The organism is Bacillus altitudinis (assembly GCF_001191605.1).
GTDB classification, from domain to species: domain Bacteria; phylum Bacillota; class Bacilli; order Bacillales; family Bacillaceae; genus Bacillus; species Bacillus altitudinis.
Map to the genome: position 1 here is coordinate 769,325 of NZ_CP009108.1, position 15,175 is coordinate 784,499.

General features: G+C 41.5%; 16 protein-coding genes. 6 read left to right on the forward strand and 10 right to left on the reverse strand.

Features of this window, described 5'->3' with window-relative positions; all coding sequences use genetic code 11:
- Positions 1–15 precede the first annotated feature (15 nt).
- The 4 genes from ID12_RS03905 to ID12_RS03920 all read right to left on the reverse strand — a co-directional run bounded on the left by ID12_RS03905 (position 16) and on the right by ID12_RS03920 (position 4,726).
- On the reverse strand, positions 16–441 hold the full coding sequence (locus tag ID12_RS03905; RefSeq protein ID WP_017358667.1) for a YwqH-like family protein: 426 nt from the start codon (positions 439–441) through the stop codon (positions 16–18).
- Positions 442–736: 295 nt separating this feature from the next.
- Positions 737–2,143 carry a Na+/H+ antiporter NhaC gene (gene nhaC / locus ID12_RS03910; RefSeq protein WP_017358666.1) on the reverse strand — a complete coding sequence of 469 codons (1,407 nt, stop codon included), beginning with the start codon at positions 2,141–2,143 and terminating at the stop codon, positions 737–739.
- Between the two features lie 143 nt (positions 2,144–2,286).
- Entirely contained in the window at positions 2,287–3,708 is a 1,422-nt protein-coding gene (gene aspA / locus ID12_RS03915; RefSeq protein WP_025208223.1) for an aspartate ammonia-lyase, read from the reverse strand.
- A gap of 28 nt (positions 3,709–3,736) precedes the next feature.
- Positions 3,737–4,726 (reverse strand): asparaginase, encoded by a 990-nt coding sequence (locus tag ID12_RS03920; RefSeq protein WP_017358664.1) that lies wholly within the window; start codon positions 4,724–4,726, stop codon positions 3,737–3,739.
- 206 nt (positions 4,727–4,932) lie between these two features.
- Between ID12_RS03920 and ID12_RS03925 the strand changes: the two genes are divergently transcribed.
- Positions 4,933–5,280: a helix-turn-helix domain-containing protein gene (locus tag ID12_RS03925; protein WP_008345648.1), complete on the forward strand. Its 348-nt coding sequence runs from the start codon at positions 4,933–4,935 to the stop codon at positions 5,278–5,280.
- A gap of 253 nt (positions 5,281–5,533) precedes the next feature.
- Here ID12_RS03925 and ID12_RS03930 read toward each other — a convergent pair whose 3' ends face one another.
- From ID12_RS03930 to ID12_RS03950, 5 genes are all read right to left on the reverse strand, one after another.
- Positions 5,534–5,989, reverse strand: coding sequence for a helix-turn-helix domain-containing protein (locus ID12_RS03930; RefSeq protein ID WP_007497964.1), 456 nt, complete (start codon positions 5,987–5,989; stop codon positions 5,534–5,536).
- A gap of 105 nt (positions 5,990–6,094) precedes the next feature.
- Positions 6,095–6,613, reverse strand: a complete 519-nt coding sequence (locus ID12_RS03935; protein ID WP_035389953.1) for a YfjD family protein — start codon at positions 6,611–6,613, stop codon at positions 6,095–6,097.
- Positions 6,614–6,634: 21 nt separating this feature from the next.
- Positions 6,635–7,393, reverse strand: coding sequence for a hypothetical protein (locus ID12_RS03940; RefSeq protein ID WP_046344781.1), 759 nt, complete (start codon positions 7,391–7,393; stop codon positions 6,635–6,637).
- Between the two features lie 12 nt (positions 7,394–7,405).
- Entirely contained in the window at positions 7,406–8,602 is a 1,197-nt protein-coding gene (locus tag ID12_RS03945) for a DUF6861 domain-containing protein (protein WP_017358662.1), read from the reverse strand.
- A gap of 4 nt (positions 8,603–8,606) precedes the next feature.
- On the reverse strand, positions 8,607–8,930 hold the full coding sequence (locus ID12_RS03950; protein WP_008345659.1) for a WXG100 family type VII secretion target: 324 nt from the start codon (positions 8,928–8,930) through the stop codon (positions 8,607–8,609).
- Between the two features lie 226 nt (positions 8,931–9,156).
- Here ID12_RS03950 and pepT point away from each other — a divergent pair, with 226 nt between their 5' ends.
- The gene (pepT, locus tag ID12_RS03955) at positions 9,157–10,389 is read left to right on the forward strand and encodes a peptidase T (RefSeq protein ID WP_050826745.1); all 1,233 of its coding nucleotides are present in this window, start codon (positions 9,157–9,159) and stop codon (positions 10,387–10,389) included.
- Between the two features lie 288 nt (positions 10,390–10,677).
- Complete coding sequence (locus ID12_RS03960) at positions 10,678–10,857, forward strand: hypothetical protein (RefSeq protein ID WP_008345664.1); 180 nt, start codon at positions 10,678–10,680, stop codon at positions 10,855–10,857.
- Between the two features lie 78 nt (positions 10,858–10,935).
- Here the strand turns inward: ID12_RS03960 and ID12_RS03965 are convergent, their stop codons facing one another.
- Entirely contained in the window at positions 10,936–11,613 is a 678-nt protein-coding gene (locus ID12_RS03965; protein ID WP_050826746.1) for a DUF3298 and DUF4163 domain-containing protein, read from the reverse strand.
- Positions 11,614–11,774: 161 nt separating this feature from the next.
- On the opposite strand from ID12_RS03965, the gene ID12_RS03970 reads away from it, so the two are divergent.
- From ID12_RS03970 to ID12_RS03980, 3 genes are all read left to right on the forward strand, one after another.
- Positions 11,775–12,632: a MurR/RpiR family transcriptional regulator gene (locus ID12_RS03970; protein ID WP_017358658.1), complete on the forward strand. Its 858-nt coding sequence runs from the start codon at positions 11,775–11,777 to the stop codon at positions 12,630–12,632.
- A 200-nt stretch (positions 12,633–12,832) separates the two neighbouring features.
- Positions 12,833–13,726 (forward strand): 2-hydroxy-3-oxopropionate reductase, encoded by an 894-nt coding sequence (garR, locus tag ID12_RS03975; protein WP_050826748.1) that lies wholly within the window; start codon positions 12,833–12,835, stop codon positions 13,724–13,726.
- A 6-nt stretch (positions 13,727–13,732) separates the two neighbouring features.
- Positions 13,733–15,154, forward strand: coding sequence for a four-carbon acid sugar kinase family protein (locus tag ID12_RS03980; protein ID WP_050826749.1), 1,422 nt, complete (start codon positions 13,733–13,735; stop codon positions 15,152–15,154).
- Positions 15,155–15,175: the final 21 nt, after the last annotated feature.

Genomic DNA, 15,175 nt, shown 5'->3' on the forward strand with positions numbered 1-15,175 from the left:
CAGCATGAAGCTCACTTACAAGCTGCTCCATGCTTTTGAGATCAAGCGTTTTGCGTCTTCTACTGCGTCTTCTCCTTTTTCAGCCAAACGTGCGGCATCTCCAGCTAAAGAGCTGGCAAAGGATAAGGCAGCCTGCTCTGCTTCTAGTGTACTGATTTTGAATTCGATTCGGCTCACGTAGCGTGGGTATTTATCGCTTACGATCGTTTGCAGCGCATCATGCGCTTCATTTCGTTCTGATTTGAAATCTTGGCTCCGCTCCCCTTTCCAAGAGGCCCCAAGCTTTGGCTGCTTGATTTGTTTTAGGTCTGTTTCTGCGGCATCTTGTTCACGTTCAATCTTACTTTTTGCCTTTTTGAGTCGAGCAATTTTCTCTTCGATCTCTGCCTTTTTATTTGAAATGCCACCGTTAAGGGCAGACAGCATATCCGATAAGCTCATATGGGTTCCTCCTCCTGTCAAAAATAAAAACGCTGCTTAGAGTCCCTCTAAACGAGCGTAATGGTGAATCGCACTTTTTCCAATATTGTTATTATAAGGTTCAAAGACTCATGTTTGAATAGGGATTTGTGCCCTTTTTATGGTATAAATATGCTTTCAATCTGCTTCACACCACACCTTAAGCCCTCTTTTATAGGGGGTCAAAATACACAACCACCCTTCTGGAAACACACATAGTCTTACGGTCCTAGGACAAACAAAAGCCGCCCGGGGGAGGGGCGGCTTTTGCAGTGGCTTATGATGCCGATTCTTCTGAGTCTTGTTGATTTTTCACGTACCAAATGAATTTCCCTGTATATCCGTAGATGATGGCAAGACCAATGGCAACAAAGCTCAGCCACATAAATGGTAAATAAGAGAATGTCGAGACGCCTAGAATCCCTGCCATGTAAATTCCGTTATCTGACCATGGAACCATACCAGACGTAAGTGTTCCACCAACCTCAGAGTTTCTAGATAACACACGTCTGTCTAATTTTAATTTGTCATAGCTTTTTTCCATGATTTTTGGTGTAAGAATTAATGAGACATACATTGCACAACCAAAGATATTCGCAAAGAATGCTACTACAAGTGTAGACAGTGTCACATTTCCTGCATTGTGCAATTTTTTCTCGAATGTTGCGACGATCACTTTTAACACGCCTAAGTATTCAAGAACTCCACCAAAACCAAGTCCAAGAATAATGACCACTAGAGATCCTAACATATTGACAATACCGCCACGGTTCAACAGTGTATTTAAGAAATCTACATCTGAATTAATAGAGAAGCCGTTATAAGCTGTACCAAGCGCATCAGCTGGGTTCATCCCTTGGAATGCCATCGCCCAGACTGCCCCAAGCAGTGCACCAATTGCGATAACAGGCATTGACGGTTTTTTCAATACAAGTAATAGGACAACAATGACTGCCGGAATGATCATCCAAATATTAATCGTGAATGTATCCTGCAATGCTTGTTTCAAAAACTCTACTTTATCTTGATCAATATTTCTTCCACCATACATAAATCCAGTAATTGTAAACATAATAGCCGTAATAACAAAGGCCGGTATGGATAAAACCATCATGGCTCTTACATGCGCCAGCACGTCCACTTTTGAAAGAGAGGAAGCGAGCACAGTACTATCAGATAGAGGAGATAATTTATCACCAAAATAAGCGCCAGATAAAACAGCCCCAGCTACGATCGGTAATGGGATACCCAATCCTTCACCAATCGCAATCATCGCAATACCTGCCGTTCCAACTGTACCCCAAGACGTACCAGTAGCAACAGACATAATAGAACAGATAATCAGTGTAGCTAATAAGAAGATATTAGGATGAATAAATTCCAGTCCGTAATAAATTAACGTGGGTACAACACCGCCAGCAATCCATGTACCAACAAGTGCACCTACTGCAATTAAGATTAAAACAGCCTCTAATCCATTTGATATCCCTTTTGTGATCGCATTTTGAAGGTCTTTGTACGAATGCCCTAAACGAATTCCTAAAGCAATAACCATAAACCATGAGATGAACAATGCTAGCTGAATATCTAATTTGAAGTAAAGAGTGAATGATAAAACAATTGCTAAAAATAAGCCAAGTACAGACACGACTTCTAAAATAGACGGTAGACGTGGTGTTTTCATTTTGTTTCCTCCCTTTGTGCGTGCGTTAAGCGTTTTCAAAATATTGTGAAAAAAGTGTGTCAATTCGAAAGAAAGTGAATTGCCTGTTTTTCTCTATTTCACAGGCAATTCCACATATTAATAAAATAAAATTTTTGATATTATTATCGCTCCAGGAGCTCTGCACCCGCAATACCAGGCTTTGTCATCTCGTAAGGATTCAAAATAATATCAAGTTCTTCTTCTGTTAACACATCATTTTGCAGGCAAAGATCTCTGATCGATTGTCCTGTTAAAATGGCTTCTCTTGCGATTCTAGCCGCAGCTTCATAGCCTAAGTGAGGATTTACCGCTGTAATGACACCTGCACTTTTTTCGACATATTCTTTCAAACGTTTTTCATTTGCTTCGATGTCCGCTAAACAGTGATCTGTGAATGAGCGGAATCCGTTATTCATTATACTAATAGATTGAAGCAAGTTAAAGACCAGAACAGGCTCCATCACATTTAACTCAAGCTGGCCTGCTTCAGAAGCAAGACAGATGGTGTGGTCGTTCCCAATGACCTGGAATGCGATTTGGTTAATGAGCTCTGCCATGACTGGATTGACTTTTCCAGGCATAATGGATGATCCCGGCTGACGGGCTGGCAATGCAATCTCAGCAAGACCTGCACGTGGGCCAGATGCCATTAAGCGAAGGTCATTCGCAATTTTAGACATGTTCATCATGCATACTTTTAAGGCAGCAGATACTTCTGTGTATGCATCTGTATTTTGCGTCGCATCGACGAGGTGCTCTGCGCCTACTAATGGCAGTCCAGAAATATCAGCAAGCTTTTTCACTACGATTTCGATGTAGCGAGGATCTGCATTGAGGCCTGTTCCAACAGCGGTCGCACCCATATTCACTTCATATAAATGCTGTTTTGATTGGTTGATTCGTTTAATATCACGACTGAGCACACGGCTGTATGCTTCAAACTCTTGTCCTAAACGGATCGGAACAGCATCTTGTAAATGAGTACGCCCCATTTTGATCACATGATCGAATTCTTTTGCTTTCTTTCGAAATACGTCATGCATGGCCTGCATCGTCTCAAGTAAAATGTCTAACTGCTTGAGCACTGCAATATGGATCGCCGTTGGGAACGAATCATTTGTCGATTGTGACATGTTCACATGTGTGTTTGGACTTAAATGAATGTATTCGCCCTTTTGATGTCCCATGATCTCGAGGGCTCTGTTTCCAATGACCTCATTGGCATTCATATTCATAGACGTTCCTGCGCCGCCTTGAATCGGGTCTACGATGAAATATTCATGGAATTTGCCTTCAATGACTTCATCTGAAGCTTGAACGATCGCATTTCCAATTCCTTCATATAAACGTCCGACTTCCATGTTGGCTTGAGCTGCTGCTTTTTTGACAATGGCAAATGCTCGAATGAGTTCCTCATGCATGCGATATCCTGTAATCGGAAAATTCTCTTTTGCACGAAGCGTTTGAACACCATAATACACGTCTGCGGGAATTTCTTTTTCACCTAGAAAATCCTTCTCGTAACGATAAGTTGCTTGAACCATCTCGTATGACCTGCTTTCTATAGAATAGTTAAATCACTAAATCTTCTGCGATTGGCGTTTCCATAATCTTTTTCACTTCTCGTGGATCTGTTGTTTTACCTAATGCCCACATGAGCTTTGGCACGATGGCTTCTGTGTTCATGTTTCTTGAACGAGCAACCAGTTCTTGATTGATTTTACGTCCTACTTCATACACACTCATGTCTTCTCCTTCTTCGAGACACTGAGTGGTGATCACAACAGAAATGCCTTCTTCCAGCAATTCGTTGATTTTTTCTAAAAGGTTTCTTCCTTCGAAAGGAATTCCGCCGCTGCCGTAGCTTTCAATGACGACCCCTTTGTACAAACCTTTGATTGAATCTAAAAACTCAGGCTTCAGTCCTGGATGCAGTTTTAATAAACAAACGTCTGTGTTCAAGGATGCATCTAATTTAAGCGGTTTCATTGATGATCTTTTTACTTTGCTATTGTATTCAATTTGATGATTTTCAATCGATGCAATATATGGGTAGTTAATACTTTCAAATGCATCGTAGCTTTTCGTTCTTAGTTTGATTGCGCGAGTTCCTTGAATGACTCTGCCATCAAATACGACGTATACGCCGCCAACACCGTCACATGCAAAACGAATCGCATCTGTAATGTTTTTCTTCGCATCTGTTTTCTTAAACGTAATCGGAATTTGTGACCCTGTAATGACAATTGGCTTATCAGGATTTTGCAGCATATACGATAGTGCTGCTGATGTATAGGCCATTGTGTCTGTTCCATGCGTGACGACAAATCCGTCATATTGGTCATAATTTTCATAAATGGCTGTTGCGATATCAACCCAGTATTCAGGCTGCATATTGGTACTATCTATACTCATTAGGGACTTTGTGTCCATTGTGTAGTCTGCATTAATTTCGTTTAAATAGCTTAAAAGGTCCTCAGCTTTAACACCTGGAGCTAAACCATTTTCACTCTCTACAGATGCAATCGTCCCACCAGTGGTTAAAAGCAATAATTTCTTCAACAGGTCCACCTCTTTCAGTAAAATTACTTCGTTTGTCACACATATTATAAGCCAGCTTGTGCTATTCTATAATATACGCTTTACGCGTACCTTCATTGCCATTATAGTCACATAACGCGAATTAATCAAGAAATTATTACGCATAACGCGTACACTCTTTGTCAAAATATGATATACTGTTGTTGTATATAAAGGAGCGTTCATGTATGATACTCGATCGTTTAACCACCCTTAGAAAAAAGAAAAAATGGTCTCTCCAGCATACGGCAGATCGCCTAGGTATCGCCAAAAGCACCTATGCCGGTTACGAATCTGGGTACCGACGACCTTCGCTTGAAGCAGTGAAACTGCTGGCTGATTTGTATGATACGTCCATTGATTTTTTACTTGGTAGAACGGACGAGCCAGAGATACAACGCAAAATCTCTGATATCAAAGTTGAACTGACGGAAGCAAAAGAAGGAACCATCCATGTAGACGGCGTTCCACTAACAGATGAAGAAATCAAACAGCTTGTTGCCTTTATTCGGGCGAAAAACACTCTGAAAGTATAAACAACACAAAAAAGAGAGGTCCCTGTCATAGAGGGACCTCTCAGATTGTTGACAAAGGGCTAAAATGAACTTTATTTTAGCCCTTTGTCTTCTTTTCAGCGTGATAGAAAACCTTTGCAGTCTAGGAAGGACGAGCATCGGCGCGGAGCGAATTTGACATTCGTGAGCACCGAAGCGCAGGACTGACACCGAATGCGAGGGTTTGTCTACACGCTGAGAGGTCCCTGTCATAGAGGGACCTCTCTTTTTCTGCTTACGACAGCTCACTTAATTCCTCTAACCGCCGCTTCGCTTCTTCTTTATTAAAGGAACTATAATAGCGATAATTCTCATCATCTAAGATGCGGTAATGCTGGCTTAGTACATTCTGCTGAAGACGAAACGTACCTTTTTTCACAGACGTCCGCCACCAAACCTTTCCGCCAATCGTACGTTCAACAGATAAATGCAATTCATCGTGTGCGACGACTTCCAAAATCTCAAGCGGATCATCCCCAAGTGTCCCTTTTAAAATGTCACTATCCCTGAATAATGCACATACGGCCGCAGATTGCGTCCAGTTGAGGCGAAGACGATTCTTTTCTACCTGCTGCAAATGCCGTTTGGATAGCCCAAGCACCTCAGCCATGCGGTCCTGTGTATAGTTTTTTTCTTTTCGAATTCGTGCCATTTGTTCTGTGACGAGGTCGATTACCATTTCTTTGTCCATCTCTCATCACCTCTTGATTGTTCAGTCTTTACTGACATCATACACGATTTCTTAAAAAAAGTGGCGTCTCACCTCATGGAATGATGGCGAAAACATCTATTGATTCTACTTTTCACCATGACCATGCTGCTGTTTCCAATTTTCTTGGGCAGTCTCATGTAAATATGGATAAATGTTTTGTTTCACCGTTTGCTCAAATACTTCTTCATCTAAAATACTGTACGCCGGAATCTTGATCAATTTCCCATCCATTTTCCGAATGAGCACATCCATGAACAGAAATCCCCTGATACTGTAACGATGCCTGCGCATATCTATAGATTGAATGTCTTGAAAAGGGATTGTTTGTTGCCGGTATAAAACAGCACCATTCTCTCCACGCTGAATGCGAAAAATCACATTTCCCTTCTTCGTAAAAGCCGGAAGAATCATCAAAAAAGAGATCCACCCATAGACAATGCCTAATAATCCGCCTAAAAATAAAAACAACGTATAATTCGATTCAAATGTAAGAGCTTCTGAAAATAACCAAATACCGATGATGCCAAATCCGCCCGTTGCTAAGAATGCCCATACTCTTAGAAAGGGTCTGCTCCTCACTTCTATTACTTCACTTGGATTCAAGCGTCATTCTCCTTTTCTCCATTAGAATATAGAACGTAATCCGTCTCTATGAGCCGTTTCTATCCGAAATTCATTTTCCTTCATGCCCGACACTAGCCAAGAATGCTTCTGCCCCGGAATAACAAATATCATAGACTCTACATCCGGCGTATTATTTTTATCATAAGTGACCTTCATCAAAGAATCCATTTTTCCTTTTCTAACCCTTACATCAGAAGCAAATGCCCGCACAAGCTCTTGGTTCTCTGCTTTATTTAGAAAAGAAGGGCAATCCTCATTCCCTTGACTGGCTTGTTCTAACAGCAGTTCAAATTCTTCCGCCTGCAAATTGATGACTGGTGTGAGGTGTTCACTCATGTGTATGTTCAAAAAGGTTGTCACTTGCTCCACAGTCTGCTGATCGTCTTTTAGTTTGTGAATCTGATGCACTTGTTGATCATAAAGCGTATGGTGTGAATACACACCTGCCTGAGTCGTATGAAAGGACGTACTGACCTCTTCATCTAATGCACCAAACCTTGAAGCTTTCACGGTATGTGATGCATCATTCATGGCTTGAATGAAATGCCGGTATTCTTCTTTATAACGGTATTGTCTATTTCGAAATTCCAGCACGTCTTTTGCCAGCAAAGAGCGGCATGCAATTTCAAATAAAAATCCAAGACGTTCATCCTCTACATCTGGATAATAGGCTTCCTTTAAAGACATCCCTTGCTCAAAATAGCCTTCACTGTAAAAACTAAAGATGAGTTCCTCGATACTTAGACTTAGCTGATCCAACTTGATCTCTCCTTATCCAAAAGAAAATGCGCCCTTCAAGAAATCACCTGCACCTTTCAACAGCGAATCTGCGGTTTCTTTTGTTTTTTCTATTCCTTTATGTATCACCTGATTTGCTTGATCAATGGTGTCATTGACTGCTTTAACACCTTGACCTGCCAGTTCAAATGCTTTTTTTCCTTTATCGACAACCGCATGAATTGGGTCTTTTAATTTCACTGCGACCTGTTCTGCAAAACCAGAAGTAAGCTTGGCGACTTTTTCACCAATAAAGCCACCTACTGCTGATCCTATCGCACCGCCAACCACTGTTCCAATCGGTCCTGCAAAGCTTCCAAGAGCGCCGCCCACAACGGCACCTGCAACAGATCCGCCTGCAATAAAGACCGTATTATTCACTGCATTTCCAACAGCCTTTGCATTTTCACGCTTGAGAACTTCTGGCTGATCCCCAAATTCCGCATAGTTCTCCGCAATTTTCAGACCGCAGCCAACCGTTTCTGTTGCACCCGTGACGACCGTTGCAATGATGGCATTTCCTTTCGCAAACCTTGCACCATTTTTCAGAACAGACTTGATGCCAGCTGTGTCCTTCCAATTGATACTTCCTTTTGTGAAATCACGTACACTGTTCGTGAACGCAACTGTATCGCTAGGATAAAATTTCGTAAATTTCTTATGGACCAGGTCAGCCATCGACCAATTCGATCGTTTTAATAATTCTTTTTTGCTCAGCCAAATCCTTGCCAGCCGGTCAAATCTCGTTCCTTCTACCCGTCCGGTCACATCAAGAAGGAGCTTTGAATGTTGCGCAGCATAGCGGCCATTTTCTTTGATAAAGGTTGTCATGCCAAGCCCATAGTATTTCGCCTGCATCATCACAATACCAGCTAAGCTCGTGAGTGTACCATATTGATCATACAAACTGTACATTTTCCTTAAAATATCATCAGCTTCGACCATTTTATCCGTTGCATGACGAATAGCAATGTCGTCACTGCTCAATTTGCTCATTAAGGCTTGTCCAGAACCCCACGCATCTCCTACTCCAGAAAAACAGCTTCGATAACGGGGATCACAGCCTAGGATGAGGCCATCCAGTTCACTATGTAAATCGTGGTGCTTTGTTTCGATGGCCGAAAGCTCTCCTACAAAATCATTCGCCAGCCCTGTCAGCTGATCTGGATCTACTACAATGTCACGCGCCATCACATCATCTCCCTTCTCGGTTTCTTTCTCTCCGTTCTTCTCGCCTTTTTCGCTCAAGCTCTTCCATTCTGGCGATTTCAGCTTTACGTTCCTCGATTTTGACAGCAGCATCCCGCAGTTCCTGACTTGTTTCAAGCAAGTCCTTTTCAAATTGATCATAGCGTGTCACTGTTTCCTCAAAGCTTTGATCAAATTTATCTCTTGCTTCCCCTTGCCAGCCTGATCCAACTGCCTTCAGCCGATTCTCAAGTAGCTGCTTCGACTGCCGAATGCCATCAGCGGCTTCTTGGAACTTTTGAGCGAGTGCAAGTGTTTGACTAGAATCCAACTTTCGCACCCCTTTCTCCCAAATTAACGTACAAATGGATGATTTTATATGTCCTCATTATAAATAAAAAGACACCCAAAAAAATCACCCTAAAGAACCATTCAGCACATCGCAAAATAAAAGTAGGTCTTTTTCCTCTCTAATTGTCAGAGAAAGCCTTTCTTGTTATGAAGCGCATTCAAGACATGATAAAATGAACATATTCTACAAAAGGAGTGACGTATTGATGAAAGAGGAAATGATCCAGCGATTCACAAGTTATGTAAAAGTGGATACACAGTCTGATGCAGACATAGAGAGCTGCCCATCCACTGAAGGACAGCTGAACCTAGCAAGGCAGCTAGTTGAAGAGATGAAATCCATCGGCATTCAAGAAGTGACAATGGATGAAAACGGTTATGTCATGGGCACGATCCCATCTAACACAGACAAAGAAGTGCCAACCATTGGCTTCCTGGCTCATATCGACACAGCCACTGACTTCACTGGCAAGAACGTGAAACCGCAGATTCACGAGAACTATCAAGGCGGGGACATCACGTTAAACGAAGATCTACATATCGTATTATCTCCAGCACAGTTTCCAAATTTACAAAAATACCAAGGACATACGCTCATCACGACTGATGGCACGACCCTGCTCGGTGCAGATAACAAAGCTGGTATCGCAGAAATTATGACCGCCATGCATTACCTGATTGAGCATCCAGAAATCAAACATGGAAAAATTCGTGTCGCCTTCACACCAGATGAAGAGATCGGCAGAGGACCTCACAAATTCGATGTTGATGCCTTTGGCGCTTCTTATGCTTATACGATTGACGGCGGCCCGCTAGGAGAGCTTCAATATGAAAGCTTCAACGCCGCAGGTGCAAAAGTATCAATTAAAGGAAACAACGTCCATCCAGGGACAGCAAAAGACAAAATGGTCAGTGCTGCAAAGATCGGCATGCTCTTTCACAACAAACTTCCTTCAGATGAATCTCCAGAATACACAGAAGGATACGAAGGCTTTTTCCATCTCACAAGATTTGTAGGAGAAGTAGAAGAAGCAGAGCTGCAATATATTATTCGTGATTTTGATAAAGAGAAATTCAACAAGCGCAAAGCACTATTTGAAAAAATCGCAAGCGACTTAAAAGCGGTCTACGGCGAAAACAGCATCACCCTTAGCATTCAGGATCAATATTACAATATGAAAGAAAAAATTGAGCCAGTCAAACATATCGTAGACATCGCTCATGAAGCCATGGAAAACCGCTCAGTGACACCTGTCATTGAACCAATCCGCGGCGGTACAGATGGCTCACAGCTTTCATATAAAGGACTTCCAACGCCAAACATCTTTACTGGCGGGGAAAACTTCCACGGTAAATATGAATTCATCTCTGTAGAGAACATGCTGAAAGCATCAGAAGTGATCGTGGAAATAGCACGTTTATTTGAAGAAAAAGCATAAACATGTTTACAACCGTTCCTGTTCGGGAACGGTTTTTTAATAAAAGTTTACAATTTTCTGAAACTTTTATGACACTTAATCGTACTAATAGAGACAACCCCAGAAAAATTCTTCTTGACGAGTGAAATAACTGGAAATATAATAGTTAAAAACAACCAGTATTTTAGACCTAAAAAAGAAGCAAGAATAAATCTTTAGAACTAAACGCTATTTGCTCACTATTTTCAGTTATAAACATCACTCACCCTGTCTACACTTAAAGAATAGGATGAATTGGAGGAATGTCATATGATGATTTTATTGATTATCGCTTCACTTTGCTGCTACTTACTATTCTCTTTCAAAAAAGATAACCGCACCCAAAAACGAAAAAGCGCAGAGCTTTCGGAGTTTGAAATCTTTCGTATGCGCCGCCACTACAACGGCAAACGCCGTCACCCACTAAACGATGCACCCAAACAAGTATAAATGTAAAAGAAGAGCCTCATCATCAGGGGCTCTTTTTATGTATAAAAAAACGACCAAATTCATGGCCGTTTCTCTTGTTTATTTATACACCTTCGCAGGTACTTGAATCATAGGAATTCCTACATAGTACGGTGAAATTTCATATGGCTGGAAGACAACAGCGATTCCCTTTTTCGTGAAGTAGTACTGCGTGTCGTAGCCAATTTGAATATCGCTTTTTTTCAGATTCGCATAGAATTTACTTTTATGCTTCTTTGTGTAGTTATAGATATAATCTCTTACTTTTGTACGCTTTTTCTTTGTTTTTACCACATCTGTAAAGTACAGTTGCTTTGTTTTTTTCTTTGTTAACACATAGTTCATGCTCGTAACCATCGTATCCCCATGCGCTCCACCGTTATACATGTAATCATAGTTTAAGATACTCAGTTTCTTACCATTGTTAAATTTCGTTTCATACGTTCTCTCATACGTGACCTTCCCGTAGCCTTCCTTTTTCGCTTCCTCCTTTAAGAACAAGTACGTAGAATAAGAGAATGCAATATCATCTTTTAAATCACGATTGATGGTTTTCATATGCGCTTTACTAAGGTTTTTCACCTGTGCATATTTAAACGTTTTTTTCTTTTTATAATAGTGTGTACTTACTTTTGCTTTTTTCACTTGTTTGGCATCCGCAGATCCAACTGGCGCAAACAATGAAACAATCAGCGAAAAAATGAGCAGGCTGATCGTTAGGCCTTTTTTCATTGTCATAGTAAAAACCCCCATTTTTGTCTATTACCAATTGAGTATACCATGACAAAAGAACCAAAAGAAGTGTTTTCTTCCATATTATTCTTTATTTTTCATGTGAGGTTTGTTTACCGTTTTCATAAGTTCCTGTATGCTTAAGATAGAATGTTAGATGAAGTGTGGTGTTTATCATAGAAGAGAATATTTTTAGTCATATCCGGACAACATTTCATAGTTTGTCCCCTACCCAGAAAAAGATTGCCAATTACATTTTACAAAACCCTCAGAAAGTTGTGCTTCATTCGATTAGTGCACTCGCTGCTGAATGCAACACAAGTGAAACGACGATCTTTCGTTTTCTGCGAAAAATTGGCTATGAGTCCTATCAAGTGTTTCGTGTCCATGTCGCGCAGGATATTGCGACCAATACACCTCAATCCATATACGGTGAGATCGAAGCATCTGATAGTGTCGTAGATATTAAACATAAGGTCATAGAGTTAACAACCAACTCTATTCAGGATATGAAACATATTTTAGAAGACCAAGCTGTGACACAATTTATTGAGCAAATGAAACAGGCACATAAAACAGTCTTCTTTGGAGCAGGTGCCTCCAGTTTTATTGCCGGAGATGCCTATCATAAGTTTCTCCAGCTTGGCTTTGAAGTGAGTCTATGCAGTGATCCTCATATGATGAATATGATTGCAACACATGCAACGGAACATGATTTTATCGTCGCGATCTCACATTCAGGGGAAAGTAGAGAAATCCTTGATGCCGTGCAATTTGCAAAGGAAAAAGGTGCAACGGTCGCCTCGATTACGAGCTATCCGAAATCAGAGCTCGCCAAGAAATCCGACTTTCATCTGCTCAGTTCATCGAGAGAAACAACCTATCGTTCTGACTCAATGATTTCTCGTATTAATCAGCTTGTGATTATTGATGTTTTGTACGTCACAGCTGTTTTAGAATTAGGATCAAATGCAATCGACAACGTCAAACGATCTCGATTAGCTGTAGCTAAAAATAAAACATAATCGACCATAGACCGGAGCTGTTTCCGGTCTTTTTTTTGTGACTTTTCTCATATTTTCCGTTGACACATTCCTATTTCGTCATGTACATTAAATGAACAATAGTTTATTTCCTACTATTAATTTAAATCGATAGTATATATACTAACAAAAAGAAAAGAAAGCGCTTTTTGTAAGGGGTTTCTAAATAGGAGGCGGACAAAATGGCAAAACAAATTGGATTCATTGGATTAGGCATTATGGGGAAACCTATGGCACTCAATCTATTAAAAGCCGGTCATACTGTGACTGTTTTCGATATTCATACAGAAGCTGTTCTAGCATTAAAAGAAGTGGGCGCAAATGCCGCTGCATCAGCTGCTGAGGCAGCATCTGAAAGCGATATCATCATCACGATGCTTCCAAAAGGTGAGCATGTAGAAGCAGTCGTAGCAGGTGAACAAGGCATATTGGCTACAGCAAAACCTGGCACGATCATTATAGATATGAGCTCTATTTCACCTGTTACTTCTAGAGCATTAGCGGCACTGGCAAAACAGCATCAGGTCGAATTTATCGATGCTCCTGTCAGTGGCGGAGAGCCAAAGGCGGTAGACGGGACACTTGCGATTATGGCGGGCGGAGAAAAAGAGATCTTTGAACAAGTAAAGGATGTCCTCTATGCCATGGGCACAGATGTCGTATTAGTTGGTTCAAATGGAAGCGGGACAACCGCAAAGCTTGCGAATCAAATCATCGTCAACTTAAATATCGCTGCCATGTCCGAGGCACTCGTCCTTGCCGCTAAGTCTGGCATTGCGATTGATAAAATGTATGAAGCCATCCGAGGTGGACTGGCAGGAAGTGCTGTACTCGATGCGAAGGTTCCTCTCATTTTAGAACGAAACTTTGAGCCTGGCGGACGTATTGACATCAACTTAAAGGATTTAACCAATGTCATGGAAACTGCCCACGATATCGGCGTTCCTCTCCCGCTTTCTAGTCAGCTGCTGGAAATCTTCCACGCCCTCAAAGCGGACGGAAAGTCTGGACTTGATCACGGCGGAATCGTTCAATATTACGAAAAAATGGCTCATGTTGAAGTGAAGAAAGGATGAGGTTCTATGAAACAAAGCATTGAGTTACTAAATGCCATTCCGAAAGCGGATTCAGACCGCATTCAATCAGCATATGAACAAGCACTAAACCATTTTCACCATAAAGTGATTGTATTAGACGATGACCCAACAGGCATTCAAACCGTACACGGCGTCTCTGTTTTCACCGATTGGTCAGAGAAAAGCATTGAAGCTGGTTTTCTTGAAGACAGCCGTATGTTCTTTATCTTAACCAACTCTCGCAGTATGACAGAGAAAGAAACGGCGGTTCTTCATGAAACGATCTCATCAACGATTGTGAAAACGGCTGAACGGCTTGATCAAGATTTCATCATTGTCAGCCGGGGAGACTCCACCCTGCGTGGACACTTCCCGCTAGAGACTGAAATTCTCAGAACGACCATTGAACAGCAAAGCTCCCGCCAATTTGACGGCGAAATCCTTCTTCCCTTTTTTAAAGAAGGCGGCCGCTTTACGATTGGCAATATTCACTACGTACAGGAAGGTCACGAATTAATTCCTGCTGGTGACACAGAATTTGCATTGGATCGTACATTCGGATTTCAATCTTCTCACCTAGGAGAATGGATCGAAGAGAAATCAAACGGATCGTTCACTAAGGAAAACACTACTTATATTTCTTTAGAAGATATCCGGGCTTTACGTATTGAACAAATCAAGGATCAGCTGATGACCGTGAAGGATTTTCAAAAAGTGGTTGTAAATGCAGTAGACTATGACGATGTCAAAGTCTTTGTCATTGCCCTCATAGATGCCATCAAAGCAGGTCAGCACTTTCTATTTAGAAGTGCGGCAGCTCTCACAAAAGTGCTTGGCGGTGTTGAGGATCAAGCACTATTAACTAGACAAGACTTAATACAGGAAGAAAGCACGCACGGTGGCCTCATCATGGTCGGTTCCCATGTCAAAAAAACAACCGAACAATTGCGAGCGCTACAGCAAAATAAAGACATCGCATTTATTGAATTTGATACACACCTCGTGTTAGAACCTGAAGCATTTCAAGAGGAAATTGACCGCGTGATTCAACAAACTGAACGGCTTTTAACAACCGGGCAATCGGTTGCTGTTTATACAAGGAGAGAACGGCTTGATCTTGGGGATGATCGTCAAGAGGAAGAATTGAAACTGTCTGTTCAGATTAGTGATGCTGTGACAAGCATTGTTCAGCGCCTCTCCATTCGCCCTAAGTACCTCATTGCCAAAGGTGGAATCACCTCTAGCGATATTGGAACAAGAGGACTCAGCGTCAAACGTGCGACCGTCGCAGGTCAAATCAAACCAGGTATTCCCGTTTGGCAAACAGGAGAAGAAAGCAAATTCCCATTTATGTCTTATGTGATTTTCCCGGGAAATGTTGGCTCAAAGGATACGTTAAAAGAAGCAGTAGACATACTTGAAGGATAAAGCAGAGGGGGCGTTCACGCT

What these genes read in the sequence shown, in the direction of transcription:
- ID12_RS03905 (WP_017358667.1), bottom strand. Translation starts at nt 441, where the DNA reads ATGAGCTTATCGGATATGCTGTCTGCCCTTAACGGTGGCATTTCAAAT.
- nhaC (WP_017358666.1), bottom strand. Translation starts at nt 2,143, where the DNA reads ATGAAAACACCACGTCTACCGTCTATTTTAGAAGTCGTGTCTGTACTT.
- aspA (WP_025208223.1), bottom strand. Translation starts at nt 3,708, where the DNA reads ATGGTTCAAGCAACTTATCGTTACGAGAAGGATTTTCTAGGTGAAAAA.
- ID12_RS03925 (WP_008345648.1), top strand. Translation starts at nt 4,933, where the DNA reads ATGATACTCGATCGTTTAACCACCCTTAGAAAAAAGAAAAAATGGTCT.
- ID12_RS03930 (WP_007497964.1), bottom strand. Translation starts at nt 5,989, where the DNA reads ATGGACAAAGAAATGGTAATCGACCTCGTCACAGAACAAATGGCACGA.
- ID12_RS03945 (WP_017358662.1), bottom strand. Translation starts at nt 8,602, where the DNA reads ATGGCGCGTGACATTGTAGTAGATCCAGATCAGCTGACAGGGCTGGCG.
- pepT (WP_050826745.1), top strand. Translation starts at nt 9,157, where the DNA reads ATGAAAGAGGAAATGATCCAGCGATTCACAAGTTATGTAAAAGTGGAT.
- ID12_RS03960 (WP_008345664.1), top strand. Translation starts at nt 10,678, where the DNA reads ATGATGATTTTATTGATTATCGCTTCACTTTGCTGCTACTTACTATTC.
- ID12_RS03965 (WP_050826746.1), bottom strand. Translation starts at nt 11,613, where the DNA reads ATGACAATGAAAAAAGGCCTAACGATCAGCCTGCTCATTTTTTCGCTG.
- garR (WP_050826748.1), top strand. Translation starts at nt 12,833, where the DNA reads ATGGCAAAACAAATTGGATTCATTGGATTAGGCATTATGGGGAAACCT.
- ID12_RS03980 (WP_050826749.1), top strand. Translation starts at nt 13,733, where the DNA reads ATGAAACAAAGCATTGAGTTACTAAATGCCATTCCGAAAGCGGATTCA.